This window comes from Alistipes sp. An54, assembly GCF_002159375.1.
In the GTDB taxonomy this organism is placed as follows: domain Bacteria; phylum Bacteroidota; class Bacteroidia; order Bacteroidales; family Rikenellaceae; genus Alistipes; species Alistipes megaguti.
Genome location: NZ_NFIA01000018.1, coordinates 1 through 13,401 on the forward strand (window position 1 = coordinate 1; position 13,401 = coordinate 13,401).

The 13,401-nt window shown below is 62.8% G+C and carries 12 protein-coding genes and 1 pseudogene; 4 read left to right on the plus strand and 9 right to left on the minus strand.

What is annotated here, in order from left to right; all coding sequences use genetic code 11:
- Positions 1 to 262 precede the first annotated feature (262 nt).
- From B5G09_RS12355 to B5G09_RS12380, 6 genes are all read right to left on the minus strand, one after another.
- Positions 263 to 742, minus strand: a complete 480-nt coding sequence (locus B5G09_RS12355) for a dihydrofolate reductase (RefSeq protein WP_087405407.1) — start codon at positions 740 to 742, stop codon at positions 263 to 265.
- Positions 739 to 1,716, minus strand: a complete 978-nt coding sequence (locus B5G09_RS12360) for a glycosyltransferase family 8 protein (protein WP_087405408.1) — start codon at positions 1,714 to 1,716, stop codon at positions 739 to 741. Before B5G09_RS12360 ends, B5G09_RS12355 begins: the two co-directional genes overlap by 4 nt.
- Positions 1,717 to 1,731: 15 nt before the next feature.
- Complete coding sequence (gene thyA / locus B5G09_RS12365; RefSeq protein ID WP_087405409.1) at positions 1,732 to 2,625, minus strand: thymidylate synthase; 894 nt, start codon at positions 2,623 to 2,625, stop codon at positions 1,732 to 1,734.
- The gene (locus tag B5G09_RS12370) at positions 2,622 to 3,392 is read right to left on the minus strand and encodes a UDP-2,3-diacylglucosamine diphosphatase (RefSeq protein WP_087310008.1); all 771 of its coding nucleotides are present in this window, start codon (positions 3,390 to 3,392) and stop codon (positions 2,622 to 2,624) included. Before B5G09_RS12370 ends, thyA begins: the two co-directional genes overlap by 4 nt.
- Positions 3,389 to 4,534: a TlpA disulfide reductase family protein gene (locus B5G09_RS12375; protein ID WP_087405410.1), complete on the minus strand. Its 1,146-nt coding sequence runs from the start codon at positions 4,532 to 4,534 to the stop codon at positions 3,389 to 3,391. The genes B5G09_RS12370 and B5G09_RS12375 overlap by 4 nt, the downstream gene beginning before the upstream one ends.
- 63 nt (positions 4,535 to 4,597) lie before the next feature.
- Complete coding sequence (locus B5G09_RS12380) at positions 4,598 to 5,299, minus strand: DUF4290 domain-containing protein (RefSeq protein WP_087405411.1); 702 nt, start codon at positions 5,297 to 5,299, stop codon at positions 4,598 to 4,600.
- 236 nt (positions 5,300 to 5,535) lie between these two features.
- Here B5G09_RS12380 and B5G09_RS12385 point away from each other — a divergent pair, with 236 nt between their 5' ends.
- Positions 5,536 to 6,672: a sigma-54 dependent transcriptional regulator gene (locus tag B5G09_RS12385; RefSeq protein WP_087405412.1), complete on the plus strand. Its 1,137-nt coding sequence runs from the start codon at positions 5,536 to 5,538 to the stop codon at positions 6,670 to 6,672.
- Positions 6,673 to 6,812: 140 nt separating this feature from the next.
- Here B5G09_RS12385 and B5G09_RS12390 read toward each other — a convergent pair whose 3' ends face one another.
- Positions 6,813 to 7,463 (minus strand): HAD-IA family hydrolase, encoded by a 651-nt coding sequence (locus B5G09_RS12390; RefSeq protein ID WP_087405413.1) that lies wholly within the window; start codon positions 7,461 to 7,463, stop codon positions 6,813 to 6,815.
- Positions 7,460 to 8,899 (minus strand): Na+/H+ antiporter NhaC family protein, encoded by a 1,440-nt coding sequence (locus B5G09_RS12395; protein ID WP_087405414.1) that lies wholly within the window; start codon positions 8,897 to 8,899, stop codon positions 7,460 to 7,462. The genes B5G09_RS12390 and B5G09_RS12395 overlap by 4 nt, the downstream gene beginning before the upstream one ends.
- 196 nt (positions 8,900 to 9,095) lie before the next feature.
- Here B5G09_RS12395 and B5G09_RS14440 point away from each other — a divergent pair.
- The 3 genes and pseudogenes from B5G09_RS14440 to B5G09_RS12410 form a co-directional block, all read left to right on the plus strand.
- Positions 9,096 to 9,281: pseudogene (locus tag B5G09_RS14440) on the plus strand (DUF4492 domain-containing protein); the annotation flags it as partial.
- Between the two features lie 201 nt (positions 9,282 to 9,482).
- Positions 9,483 to 11,048 (plus strand): cytochrome ubiquinol oxidase subunit I, encoded by a 1,566-nt coding sequence (locus B5G09_RS12405; RefSeq protein ID WP_087405416.1) that lies wholly within the window; start codon positions 9,483 to 9,485, stop codon positions 11,046 to 11,048.
- Between the two features lie 3 nt (positions 11,049 to 11,051).
- Entirely contained in the window at positions 11,052 to 12,194 is a 1,143-nt protein-coding gene (locus B5G09_RS12410; protein ID WP_087405417.1) for a cytochrome d ubiquinol oxidase subunit II, read from the plus strand.
- A gap of 235 nt (positions 12,195 to 12,429) precedes the next feature.
- Here the strand turns inward: B5G09_RS12410 and B5G09_RS12415 are convergent, their stop codons facing one another.
- Positions 12,430 to 13,311, minus strand: a complete 882-nt coding sequence (locus B5G09_RS12415) for an enoyl-ACP reductase (protein WP_087309990.1) — start codon at positions 13,309 to 13,311, stop codon at positions 12,430 to 12,432.
- Between the last annotated feature and the right edge of the window lie 90 nt (positions 13,312 to 13,401).

Below are 13,401 nucleotides of genomic sequence, written 5' to 3' on the forward strand. Positions count from 1 at the left end.
ATCCGGGACGGAAGAGGAACATGGCAGCGGGTCGCGGCGGAGCGGAGAACGGTCGCGGCGGGAAGAAGCGCGGCAGGAAGGTGCGGCGGAGGCGATCCGGGACGGGGTGGAACGAGGCACCCGGCCACGGCGAGACGGCAAGCGGCGGGACCGGATGTGGCGGGACGGATGTGGCGGGACGGGTACGGTGGGACGGGTACGGTGGGACGGGTGTGGCGCGGGCCCCGGCGAAACAGGCCACGGTCCCGGCAGGGCGCCCGCTTCAACGGCGCTCCCAGCTTTCGAAGGCAAAGGACCAGGGGTAATCCTTGCCGTGAGGGAAGGATTCGGAGGAGGTCAGACGCCATTCCGCCTCGTCCCACGCCGGGAAACACGTATCGCCCTCGTAGTCGCGGAAGACCCGCGTCAGGTAGAAACGTCCGGCCCGGGGCAGCGCCTCGGCATAGATCTGCGCCCCGCCGATGATGAAGATCTCCTCGTCGGCGGCGAACAACGCCATCGCCTCTTCGAGCGAATGGACCACCCGACAGCCCGGGATTTCGACTGCCTGACGCGTGATGACGACGTTGGTGCGGTTGGGCAGCGGCCGGCCCAGCGACTCCCAGGTCTTGCGCCCCATCACGACGGGATGCCCCGTCGTCAGCGTCTTGAAGTGTTTCATATCCTCGGAGATGTGCCACAACAGGGCATTCCGGTCGCCGATGACGCCATTCTGCGCTACGGCCGCAATGATGCTGATCATTCCCAGTAACTTTTTTTATATCCGAAGGCCCGGCAGACCCGACGTCGCAGGCGCTTCCATTTCGAGGGTCGGGGGACTTTGCGGGCCTCGTCCTGCGTCCGGCAGACCGTCTCCTGCGCCCGGAAGCAGAACTCCGCATCGAATGCCGCCGAGTGTCGGTAGCAGGCCCACCAGCAGTCATAACGCGGACAGAACTCCTTCCAGGGCTTGGGCCCCGTATAATGGACGGTCCCCCGCCATTCGGCCTCGTCGATCTCGCGGCTGCAAGCCTTGATGTAGGCGGCCGGACCCGTATGGGCCCACCGGTAAAGGGTATAGGTGTAGTTCCAGCGCATGGGCAGCAGCTCGATCCGCCCCCGACAGACCACATTGATGATATCCTGGTCCTGATAGAGATACTGCCGGTCGGCATGCTCCAGAAAACGGGCCACAATCCCCTCACGGCGCATCGCCCCGAGATTCATCACCAGAAATCCGCCGTTGACATAGCTCTCGACTCCGCAACCGATCGAACGCAGGTACTCCTTGTCGCGATCCGTGGTCTCGTCGTGCAGAAAGTCGTTCCACTCCCGCACCCCGGCCACCAGTTCACCGCCGGCACACGCCTGCTCGTAGAGGTCGGCCAGATCCGAACGGAAGATCATGTCCACATCGGCATAGATCATCCGCTCATAGGCCGGGAAGAGGTCGGGCATCAACAACCGGTAATAGGTCGCCACGGTAATACCGCGGATCTCGTAGGCCTCGGCAAACGCCCCGCCGACATCGACAAACGCAAGCGAACAGTTCTCCGAGGCCAGTTCGGCCCGGCGCGCCTCGTTGCGCAACTCCTCGCCGAGCTTCTCACCGTCGCACAGCACGAAGAGTTCGTAGAAGGTATCGGGCCGTGCGTGCTCGAGCAACGACGTCACGCAGACCATAAAGGGGACAACCACATTCCGGTCGATACTGAAAACAACTGGGACTTTTCGCATGACAGTACGGATTGATCAGAACGACATCGGGGCCTTGATCGCCGGCCAGGGATCGTACCCCTCGAGCGAAAAGTCCTCGTAACGGAAATCGAAAATCGACCCGACGGCGGGATTCAACCGCATCGTCGGCAGCGGCCGCGGCTCGCGGCGGAGCTGTTCGGCCGCCTGCTCCAGGTGGTTCAGATAGAGGTGCGTGTCGCCCAGCGTATGGATGAACTCCCCGGGGCGCAGTCCGCACGTCCGGGCCATCATCATCGTCAGCAACGCGTAGGAGGCGATGTTGAACGGCACACCGAGGAACGTGTCGGCACTCCGCTGGTAGAGCTGGCACGAAAGCCGCCCTTCGGCCACATAGAACTGGAACAACACGTGGCACGGTGGCAGGGCCATCTGCTCGATCTCGGCCACGTTCCACGCCGAGACGACGATGCGCCGCGATTCGGGATTCGTGCGGATCAGCTCCTCGGCCCGGGCGATCTGGTCCACCACCCCGCCGTCGGGCCGCGGCCACGAACGCCACTGGTAACCGTAGACGTGGTTCAGGTCGCCGAAACGGTAACCGTCGATGGGCGACTCCTCGCCCGCCGCCTCGAGAAAGGCCTCGCGTCCGAGCGGCAGCACGCCGTTCTTCACACAGAGTTCGTTATAGTAGCGGTAGGCGTCATTGTCCCAGATATGGACGCCGTTGCGCACCAGGTAGGCGATGTTGGTATCCCCCTGCAGAAACCACAGCAGCTCGTGGATCACCCCTTTCAGGAAGACCCGTTTGGTGGTCAGCAGCGGGAAGCCCGCCTCCAGGTCGAAGCGCATCTGGTGGCCGAAGACCCCCTTGGTGCCGGTTCCGGTGCGGTCGCCGCGCACGACCCCTTCCGTGAGGATTCGCTGCAGCAGATCGAGGTATTGTTTCATGATTCAAGCATTTTCAGGGTGAGCTGCCCCCCGTCGTCCAGCACCGCATAGGAGGGGTTCTTCTCCCAACCCCCGAGGTTCACCACATGGAGACTCCCCTCGCGGAACTCCCGCGCGAAGTGCATGTGACCGAAGACGAAGTCATCGACACGGTGTGTGGCGGCGTATTGGCGGGCATAGTCGATCAGCGGTTCGGTGAGCCGGGCGTCGAAGCCCTGGCCGCGGCCCGTCAGCCGGGCCCGTTCGTCGGCCGCGTTGTGCTTCCGGCGCGACTTGCGGCTCCACCAGTGGCCGAACTTCAGCGCCAGGTCGGGGTGAAGACCCCACGAAAAGAGGTATTTGAGCGTCCGCGAACGGAACGTCCTGTTCAGCAGCTTCAGCATCGGCTGATCGTCGATGTTCATGTTGTCGCCGTGGGCCACGAAGATCCGCCGGCCGTGAAGCGTGAGCAACTGCGGCGAGGTGAAGATCTCCACGCCACATTCGCACCGCAGATAGTCGCCCACCCACATGTCGTGGTTGCCCGTGAAGAAGACCACGCGGATGCCGCGGTCGGTCAGTTCGGCCAGTTTGCCGAGCGTGCGCACGAAACCCTTGGGCACCACCCGCCGGTATTCGAACCAGAAGTCGAAGATGTCGCCCACCAGAAAGATCGCCTCCGCATCCCGGGCCGCGCGGTCGAGCCACCCGACAAAACGACGTTCGAGCAGCAGGGCCTCCCGTCGGTCACCCGCCCCCAGATGGACATCGGAAGCGAAATAGATCATAATCCGGTCAGTTCATCCAGTTTCTTCTCCAGCTCCTTGCCGTAGATGTCGCGGGCGACGATCACGCCGTCCTTGTCGATCAGGAAGTTGGTCGGGAGTTTCTGCACGTTGTAGAGACCCAGCGATGCCGAGCCGCGGCCCCGCAGATCGCTCACCGAAACCCAAGGCAGCTGCTGCTCCTGAACAGCCGTGATCCACAGGGGTTTCGACGTGTCGATGGCCACCTGATAGACCTCGAAGCCCACCGGGGCATCGGCATATTTGCGGTAGATCTCCTTCAGTTCGGCATTGAGCTGATTGCTCGACCCGAGTTCGGCCGACCAGAAATCCAGCAGGATCACCTTGCCGGCCAGCGACGAAAGGCGGATCTTCTTGCCGTAGATGTCCATCAGCTCCAGATCGGGATAGGGCGACTCGCTGATGCGCGACGAGAGGCTCATGCGGGCATCCATGCGGGCAATCTCGGCCTGCAGCGACTGCAGGTAGGGCGATTCGGGATAGCTCTCCTCGAGGGCGTCGGCCACCGTGCGGTAGTAGACCACGTCGCTGTCGCCGTTGAAGAGGTAGGCATCACCCGGCAGCCGCTGGTAGAGGGCATAGACGGCCGCCAGCGAGGATTTGTTCTCGATGATGAAGCGCAGCTGTTCGCGGCGGATGCGGTAGTATTCGGCCGTATATTCGGCCGTAAGTTCCTTGCGCTGCTCCTCCGTCAGGGAGGGTTCGGCAAAGCGTGCGGCGAGGACGTCCAGCTGCTGCGCCCCCTCGACGAAGGCCTGGTAGAACTGACGCAGCAGATCCGATTCGACGGATCCTTCGACCGTATAGTTGCGCACGACGCTGCCCACCGACGAGACCGTCAGCCGATCACCGCCTGCCACCAGCAGCGGTATGCGTTCGCCGTTATAGATCAGGTTGTAGAGAACGGGGGTCCGTGCGACCTCCTTGAGACGGAATTCATAGCTGCCGTCCGCGGCCAGCGTCGTCGAATCGACGACCGAGGATGCGAGCGGAGTCATCTGTTCCAGATAGACCTCTCTGGCTTCGTTTCCGACGAAACGGCCCGAGATTTTCACTTTCGACGACTGACAGCCGCACAGCAGTGCCGCCGTCAGGAGCGTTCCTAAAAGCGTTTGACGATTCATGGATGAACTTTTACGCGTTTTGATGAAAGTAAAGATAGCACTTTTTTCGGAATTCCGCGCCGTTTATTTCGAAGAATTGCGGTGAGCCCCGTTATTTTTTGCAAAATTGCGGTGTTGCTGCTGGTTGCGGTTTTTGGACCGCTGCTGCTGCTGCGCGTGGGGCGGGCGGTGCTGCTGGGGACCCTTCTGGGGACGTGCCGAAAAGGGCTGTTTGTAGTCGCTTCGGAGATTGTTCAGGGCCACTTCGTCGATCTCGATGTTCCCTCCGGACATGCGCTTGATGTCGCGAACGATCACCTCGTTGTTGGGATGCTCCTGGTTGTATTCGTAACTCTTGGCGCGCATGTAGCGGGCCAGGTTGTCGACCGTCGAGGCCACCGCGCGCGGATCCTTCACCGTCGCGAGCGACCCGATCATCCGCTCGACATACTTGCCGTAGTGCTTGTAGGCGATGCGGCTCTGCGTGTAGGCCATGTGGCGGGGCGAGACGGTCAGCTCCTGACGCGTGGGCCGCGGATAGGGCGAATCGACATCCAGCTGAAAATCAGACATGATGAAGAGGTGATCCCAGAGTTTGTGGGTAAAGTCGGCCGTATCGCGCAGCAGGGGGTTCAGATTGCCCATCACGGCAATGACGGCCCGGGCCTGACGGTTGCGTTCGTGCCGGTCCTCGATCTCCATGAGCGAGTCGATCATCTCCTGGATATGGCGCCCGTACTCGGGCAGGTACAACTTGCGTCGTGTGTAGTTATAGTTCTTTTTCATATTGTTGCATGCGGTTCGACATCGTGTTCCGAAACGTCCGCCGGAGAGTCCGCGCGGCCTGCGGCAATGAACCGAATCAAGAGGTTTTCATCCGAAACGCCGGGCTCCGGGTACGGCTTGCGAAATTGGTTTTACGCCGCAGAAAGCCCTACCTTTGCCTCTGAAGCCGTGCAAAACAGAGGCATGACCGGAGTTTGTCTTCGGCAAAAGTAGTAAAATTTCAGCAAAAACAAACTATGGCAAAAGTTTTAATTCTGGACCGTTCAAAAAGCGTGCGAAACGTCTTGCGTGAGCGGTTGGAATACGAAGGTTTTTCGGCCGAGGCGGCCGAGGACGAGGCCGAGGCGACGGCCCTGTGCGGGAAGATCCCCTTCGACGTGATCATCTCGGACGCCGCCTTCCGGATTCCCGATGCGGGCGTTCCGGTCATTGCCCTCTCGTCCGACCCCTCGATCGACACGGCCGTGAAGGCCGTACGCAACGGTGCGCAGGACTTTCTGACCAAACCCGTCGACATGAACCGTCTGCTGCAGTCCGTCCACCGGGCCGTCGACCACCCGGATTCCACCCCTTCCGCGGCGGCTGCCGCACCGCGCCGCAGCCGCCGGGCCCATCCCGCACAGGCCGAGGCGATCATCGGACTCTCGCCCGAGATCGAACACGTCCGCAAGCTGATCGAGAAGGTGGCGCCGTGCGAGGCGCGGGTGTTGATCACCGGCGAGAACGGTACGGGAAAGGAGCTCGTAGCCCGCTGGCTGCATGCGAAGAGTTCGCGCTCCGCGGCGCCGTTCGTCGAGGTGAACTGCGCGGCCATCCCCTCGGAGCTGATCGAGAGCGAGCTCTTCGGCCACGAACGCGGAGCCTTCACCTCAGCCATCAAACAGCGCAAGGGCAAATTCGAACAGGCCGACGGCGGCACGCTCTTCATGGACGAGATCGGTGACATGTCGCTCGCCGCACAGGCCAAGGTGCTGCGGGCACTGCAGGAGAGCCGCATCAGCCGCGTGGGCGGCGACAAGGAGATCGAGGTCGACGTGCGGGTGATCGCCGCCACGAACAAGGATCTGCGCGAGGAGATCCGCCGCGGCAACTTCCGCGAGGACCTCTACCACCGTCTGGCGGTGATCGTCGTGCGGGTCCCGGCCCTCCGCGAGCATCCCGACGACATTCCCGCGCTGGTCGACCACTTCATCCGCACGCTGGCCGAAGAGTACGGCAAACCGCCCAAAGAGATCGACGCGGAGGCGGTCGCGCTGCTGCGTGGAATGCCCTGGACGGGCAACATCCGCGAACTGCGCAACGTCGTCGAGCGGCTGTTGATCCTCTCCGGCGAGCGCATCACGGCCAACGACGTGCGTCTCTACTGTCAGTAGCGCTCCGCAGCCGGCTGCCGCCTTTCACCGCCTCCAACCGCCAGGCAACCATCCGCCGCATATCACAGCCACCACGGCCGCATGCCGCAGCCGCAACGACCTCAGCCGCAGCCGGCCGTCACCCCTTCGCCTTGCCGTCCTTACAGCAGCGCCAGCAGTTCGTCGGGACGGTCGATGATCCGGCAGGCGCCGGTCGCCTCCAGCTCGGCACGGTCGCGGAAGCCCCACGTCACCCCCACCGACTGCAGGCCGGCCGCACGGGCCGTCTGCATGTCGACCCCCGAATCGCCGACATAGAGCACGTGTTCCTTCGCCACGCCGCTGCGGGCGAGGATCTCCTCGACGACGGCCGGATCGGGCTTCAGCGGCACGTCGGGACGCTGTCCGAAGACTGCCGTAAAGGCCACTTCGGGAAAGAAGCGCGCGATGAGTTTCGAGGTCCCCTCCTGGAACTTGTTCGAGGCCACGGCCAGCTGCACGCCGTGCTGCGCGAGTTCGGCCAGCAGCTCCGGAATGCCGGCATAGGGTTTCGTATGGCAGTCGATGTGGTCGACATAGTACTTCACGAAGTCGGCACGCGCCGCCGCCACGTTGTCGGGCGTACGCAGCTCCTCGGGCAGCGCCCGCTCCACAAGGCGCAGGATGCCGTTGCCGACAAAGTGGCAATACTCCTCGTAGGAGTGTTGCGGAAGCCCCCGCAGGGCCAGCATGGCGTTGCAGGCAACGGCCAGGTCGCCGATCGTATCGAGCAGCGTGCCGTCGAGGTCGAAGATGACTAATTGGGTATTCATTGCTGTTTTTTGATCTTCCAGCCGATGGCCGCCACCAGCAGCGACATCAGCGGCGAAACGATATTGAAAATGCAATAGGGCATGTAGACGAAGGTCGAGACGCCGAGCACCGTGGCCTGCGTCATGCCGCACGAGTTCCAGGGGATCAGCACCGAGCAGACCGTGGCCGAATCCTCCACCGAACGGCTCAGCAGCCGCGCTTCGAGCCCCCGTTCGGCGTAGAGATCACGGAACAGGCGCCCCGAGAGGATGATCGAGATATACTGGTCGGCCGTGCAGAGGTTGAAGAAGATCCCGGCGCCGACGGTCGAGGCCACGGCCGAGAAGGTCCGCCGCACCCGGCGCAGGAAGATCTCCGTCAGCGAGCGCAGCATACCGCTGCCGGTCATCACCCCGCCGAAGCACATCGCACAGATGATCAGCCACACGGTATTGAGCATGCCGGCCATGCCGCGCGTGGCGACCAGTTCGTCGAGCTGCGCCACGCCGGTCGGGATGGCCGTGTGTCCGTAGCAGGTCGTGAGCACGCCGCGGAAGGCCGTCATGGCGTCGAGTTCCGCCCCGCCGCCGACCTGCATCACCAGATGGGGCTGTGCCGCCAGCATCGCCACGCAGGCGAAGACCACCGCACAGAAGAGCGTCACGATGGCCGGCAGCTTGCGCACAATCAGAATACCCGTGGCCAGGGGTACGAGCAGCAGCCACGGCGAGATACGGAACGTCGCGGCCAGCGTTTCGGCATAGAGTCCGGCATGGGTCGAGGTGCCGTGGGCGAGCGTCAGTCCGGCGACGGTGAAGGTCGCCAGCGCGATGAGCATCGACGGCACGGTCGTGTAGAGCATGTAGCGGATGTGGGTGAAGATGTTGACGCCGACGGTCGACGAGGCCAGCACCGTGGTATCGGACAACAGCGAGATCTTGTCGCCGAAATAGGCGCCCGAGATGATGGTGCCGGCCACCCACCCTTCGGGGAAGCCCATCGCCCGGCCGATGCCCATCAGCGCCACACCGATGGTGGCGATCGTCGTCCACGAACTGCCGGTCATCAGCGACACGATGGCGCAGATGGCGCACGAGGCAACGAGGAAAAACGTCGGATGGAGGATCTTCAGACCATAGTAGATCAGCGTGGGGACCACCCCCGAGATCATCCACGTGCCGGCGATGGCGCCGATCAGCAGCAGGATCAGGATGGCCGAAGCCGAGGCGCGGATGTTTTCGATGATCGCCTCCTCGAGCACCGACCAGCGGCAGCGGTACAACCCGATCGAGAGCATCACGCAGACCGACGTGGCCGAGAGCAGCGCAATCTGGCTGCCGCCGTCGATGGCCCCGCCCCCGAAGGCGCGGATCACCACGTAGAGCAGCAGGGTAAGCACCACCAGCGGAATGGCCGACACCCACGGCGAGGGGAGTTTTGCGACATTTTCCTTCATGGGATTCAACAATTTTTTTTCGCGGGCAAAAGTACGAATTTTCATCGAAAAACAGCCACTTTGCGGCCTCCGCGACGAAACCGGAGGAGAGGTTTTGAACGGAGAGGTGTTTGGGAATTCATTTTTTTCATTACCTTTATCCAACAAACGGCACCGTCGGGACCAAATCCGGCGACACCGTACGACAACACCCGATATGCTGCGAAACGTGATTCGATTCTATGTGGAGGGATTCCGGGAGATGACGCTCGGACGCACACTCTGGGCCATCATTCTCATCAAACTGTTCGTGCTCTTCGCCGTGCTGAAGCTCTTCTTCATGCCCGATCCGCTGGCGGGCCGGAGTTCGGAGGAGCGGTCTTCGCACCTGCTCGAGGAGCTCACCCCGACGGCCCCGGCGATCACAACAGATCCGGCCCCGGCTACTGTCACCACGGCCCCGGCCGCCGCTGTTTCAGACCCGGCGCCATACGCCCCCGCCGCAGCCGCAACGGATCCGGGCCCAAAAGCCCCCCGGTCAACCCCGGCGGCACAATTCTCCCCCGCTGCACGCGCCACAAACCTCAACAACCATTGATAACCTATGTTTAGCGATTACCTATCGACCGTCGACTGGTCGCGGGCCCAATTCGCCATGACGGCCATCTACCACTGGCTGTTCGTCCCGCTGACACTCGGTCTGGGGGTCCTCGTCGCCCTGATGGAGACCCTCTACGTGCGCACAGGAGACGAATTCTGGCGCCGCACCACCAAATTCTGGATGCGTCTGTTCGGCGTGAACTTCGCCATCGGCGTGGCCACGGGACTCATCCTCGAGTTCGAATTCGGAACCAACTGGTCCAACTACTCCCACTTCGTGGGCGACATCTTCGGCGCACCGCTGGCCATCGAGGGAATCTTCGCCTTCTTCCTCGAGGCGACGTTCGTGGCCGTGATGTTCTTCGGCTGGGAGAAGGTCTCCAAACGCTTCCACCTGACGGCCACCTGGCTCACGGCCATCGGCGCCAACCTCTCGGCCTGGTGGATCCTGGTGGCCAACGCCTGGATGCAGCACCCCGTGGGCTGCGACTTCAACCTCGACACCGTGCGCAACGAGATGACCTCGTTCGCCGAGGTGGCCCTCTCGCCCGTGGCCGTCAACAAATTCTTCCACACGGTCACCTCGTCGTTCACCCTGGCGGCGCTGTTTGTCGTCGGCGTGAGCGCCTGGTACCTGCTGCGCGGCCGCGAGAAGCGCATGGCCTCGAAGAGCATCGCCCTGGCCTCGGTCTTCGGACTGGTCTTCGCCCTGCTGACCGCCTACACGGGCGACCGATCGGGTGCCATCGCCGCCCGGACCCAGCCCATGAAACTGGCTGCCATGGAGGCCCTCTACGACGGCGAGGAGGGGGCACCGCTCACGGTCATCGGCGTGCTGCGCCCCGAAGCCGAACGCCACTCGAACGACGACGCCTTCCACTTCAAGATCGACATTCCGAAACTGCTCTCCGTCATGAGCTTCCGCGATACGGAGGCCTACGTCCCGGGCATCAACGACCTGCTCGAGGGTGATGCCGAACGGGGCATCCTGCCGGCCGCTGAGAAGATGGCGCGCGGACGGGAGGTCATCGACACGCTGGCCCGCTACCGCGAGGCCCGCAACGCCGGCGATACGGCCACGATGGCCGCCGTGAGCCGCCTGTTCGACCGTTCGACCCCCGAGGGCGAGACCTTCCTGCGCGAAAAGTTCGCCTACTTCGGCTACGGATACATCGACCGCCCCGAACAGCTCGTCCCCAACGTGCCGCTGCTCTTCTACTCGTTCCGCGTGATGGTCGGCGCCGGATGCTTCTTCATCCTGCTGCTGGCCGTCGTCTGGTGGCTGAACCGCCGCGACCGTCTCGCCTCGAAGCGCTGGCTGCTGTGGGTGGCCGTCTGGACAATTCCGCTCGCCTACCTCGCCTCGCAGGCCGGATGGATCGTTGCCGAGGTGGGCCGCCAGCCCTGGGCCATTCAGGAGCTGATGCCCGTAAGCATCGCCGCCTCGAAGATCCCCAGCGGTTCGGTCACCACGACCTTCCTCCTCTTCCTGGTGCTCTTCACCGCCCTGCTCATCGCCGAGCTGAGCATCCTCTTCCGCCAAATCAAGATCGGACCGAAAAACAACTAAACCATGGATACGCTGTCTCTGCTTCAACACTACTGGTGGTTTCTGATCGCGCTCCTGGGCGCCCTGCTCGTCTTCCTGATGTTCGTCCAGGGCGGCCAGGCCCTCCTCTACCGCCTCGGGCGCTCGGAGGAGGAGCGCAACCTGATCGTCAACTCGCTGGGCCGCAAGTGGGAACTGACCTTCACCACGCTGGTTACGTTCGGCGGCGCCTTCTTCGCCTCGTTCCCGCTCTTCTACTCGACGTCGTTCGGCGGCGCGGTCTACGTCTGGATGGCCATCCTGCTCTGCTTCGTGCTGCAGGCCGTTGCCTACGAATACCGCCGCAAACCCTCGAACGTCTTCGGCGAGCGCACCTTCGACGTCTTCCTGATGATCAACGGCATCCTCGGCCCGCTGCTGATCGGAACGGCCGTCGGGACGCTCTTCACCGGTGCGGAGTTTACGGTCGACCGGCTCAATCTGACCGAACAGGGCGGCGCTGCGGTCATCTCGCAGTGGAGTTCGCCCTGGCACGGACTGGAGGCCGTCGCCGACTGGCGCAACGTGCTGCTCGGTGTGAGCGTCACGCTGCTGACGCTGACCCTGGCGTGTCAGTACCTGATCAACGACGTTGACGACGAGACGCTCCGTCAGCGGGCCCGCAGCCTCATGCGCCGCACGGGGCCGGTCTTCGTTGTGCTGTTCGTCGTCTGGCTCGTCGCGCTGCTCGTCTCGGACGGTGCCACGGCCGATGCCGCGGGCCGCATCTCGATGGAGCCCCACAAGTATCTCCACAACCTGCTCGAAATGCCCTGCGTGGCCGCCGTACTGCTCGTCGGCGTGGTGGCCGTGCTGTGGAGCATCCGCCTGGGGTGGAGCGGCCGCCGCAGCGCCATCTGGTTCGGCGGTGTGGGAACGGTGCTCACGGTGCTGGCCCTGCTGCTGACGGCCGGCTGGAATCAGACGGCCTACTATCCGTCGCTGAGCGATCTGCAGTCGTCGCTCACCATCGCCAACTCCTCGTCGAGCCTCTTCACGCTGCGCGTCATGGCGTGGGTATCGCTCTTCATCCCCTTCGTCGTGGCCTACATCTGGTACGTATGGCGCGCCCTGAACCGGCGCCCGCTGACCCGCGACGAACTGCACGAGGGCGGGCATCAGTATTGATCCCGGCACTGGCAAACCCGACACCCGGGCATGGAAAAAGAGCGGAAGCTGCAGCTTCCGCTCTTTTTCCATTCGGATCGGTTATTCGGTCCGGCTGGCCATACGGGTCGGCCGGCTGGTCGGCAAAGGCCCGACAAGGAAATTCCGTCGTCTGCGGCCCCTTTCTCCGGTCCCTTTCTCCGGTCCCGGCTTCCAGTCTCCGTCTTCCGGCCCCTTTCTCCGGCCCCGGCTCCGATTACTTCGTCTCCTCGGCAGGACCGCCGCCGAAGGGATACTGGTGCTCGTGCACGTCGTCGAAACGCATCCCCTTCTCGTAGGTCTTCATGGCGCGGCGTGACATGCCCATCGACGAGAAACCGCCGTCGTGGTAGAGGTTCTGCATCGTCACCTTGCGCGTCAGATCGGAGAAGAGCGTCAGCACGTAGTCGGCACAATCCTCGGCCGTGGCGTTGCCCAGCGGCGACATGCTCTCGGCAAATGACATCAGATCGTTCAGACCCAGCACGCCGCTGCCTGCGGTGGTCTGCGTCGGCGATTGCGAGACGGTGTTGATGCGCACGTGCTTCTCACGGCCGTAGATGTATCCGAAGCTGCGGGCAATGGACTCGAGCAGCGCCTTGGCATCGGCCATGTCGTTGTAGCCGTACAACGTACGCTGGGCGGCGATGTAGGTCAGCGCCACAATCGAACCCCACTCGTTGATGGCGTCCTTCTTGCGGGCGACCTGAATGACCTTGTGGAACGAGATGGCCGAGATATCGAGCGTCTTGGAGAGATAGTCGTAGTCCAGATCGTCGTACGTACGCCCCTTGCGGACGTTGGGCGACATGCCGATCGAGTGGAGCATGAAGTCGAACTTGCCGCCGAAATGCTCCATGGTCTTGTCGATGAGGTTTTCGAGATCGGGGACACTCGTGGCATCGGCCGGCACGACAATCGTATTGCATTTTTCAGCCAACTGGCTGATGGTTCCCATGCGGATCGAAACGGCAGTATTGGTGAGGACAATCTCGGCACCCTCTTCCACGGCACGTTCCGCCACTTTCCAGGCAATGGATTGCTCGTTCAGGGCTCCGAAGATAAGACCCTTCTTTCCTTTCAATAAGTTGTATGCCATTGTATTTTGGATTAAAAATTCGGGCAAATATAACAATTTTTTTTCATTCGCCACGAAACGGGGAATTTCGCGGCGAGCCGGGCCCGTTTT

Coding starts and splice junctions, on each gene's coding strand:
- B5G09_RS12415 (WP_087309990.1), bottom strand. CDS start 13,311: ATGGCATACAACTTATTGAAAGGAAAGAAGGGTCTTATCTTCGGAGCC.
- B5G09_RS12390 (WP_087405413.1), bottom strand. CDS start 7,463: ATGAATACCCAATTAGTCATCTTCGACCTCGACGGCACGCTGCTCGAT.
- thyA (WP_087405409.1), bottom strand. CDS start 2,625: ATGAAACAATACCTCGATCTGCTGCAGCGAATCCTCACGGAAGGGGTC.
- B5G09_RS12385 (WP_087405412.1), top strand. CDS start 5,536: ATGGCAAAAGTTTTAATTCTGGACCGTTCAAAAAGCGTGCGAAACGTC.
- B5G09_RS12405 (WP_087405416.1), top strand. CDS start 9,483: ATGTTTAGCGATTACCTATCGACCGTCGACTGGTCGCGGGCCCAATTC.
- B5G09_RS12395 (WP_087405414.1), bottom strand. CDS start 8,899: ATGAAGGAAAATGTCGCAAAACTCCCCTCGCCGTGGGTGTCGGCCATT.
- B5G09_RS12375 (WP_087405410.1), bottom strand. CDS start 4,534: ATGAATCGTCAAACGCTTTTAGGAACGCTCCTGACGGCGGCACTGCTG.
- B5G09_RS12370 (WP_087310008.1), bottom strand. CDS start 3,392: ATGATCTATTTCGCTTCCGATGTCCATCTGGGGGCGGGTGACCGACGG.
- B5G09_RS12360 (WP_087405408.1), bottom strand. CDS start 1,716: ATGCGAAAAGTCCCAGTTGTTTTCAGTATCGACCGGAATGTGGTTGTC.
- B5G09_RS12380 (WP_087405411.1), bottom strand. CDS start 5,299: ATGAAAAAGAACTATAACTACACACGACGCAAGTTGTACCTGCCCGAG.
- B5G09_RS12355 (WP_087405407.1), bottom strand. CDS start 742: ATGATCAGCATCATTGCGGCCGTAGCGCAGAATGGCGTCATCGGCGAC.
- B5G09_RS12410 (WP_087405417.1), top strand. CDS start 11,052: ATGGATACGCTGTCTCTGCTTCAACACTACTGGTGGTTTCTGATCGCG.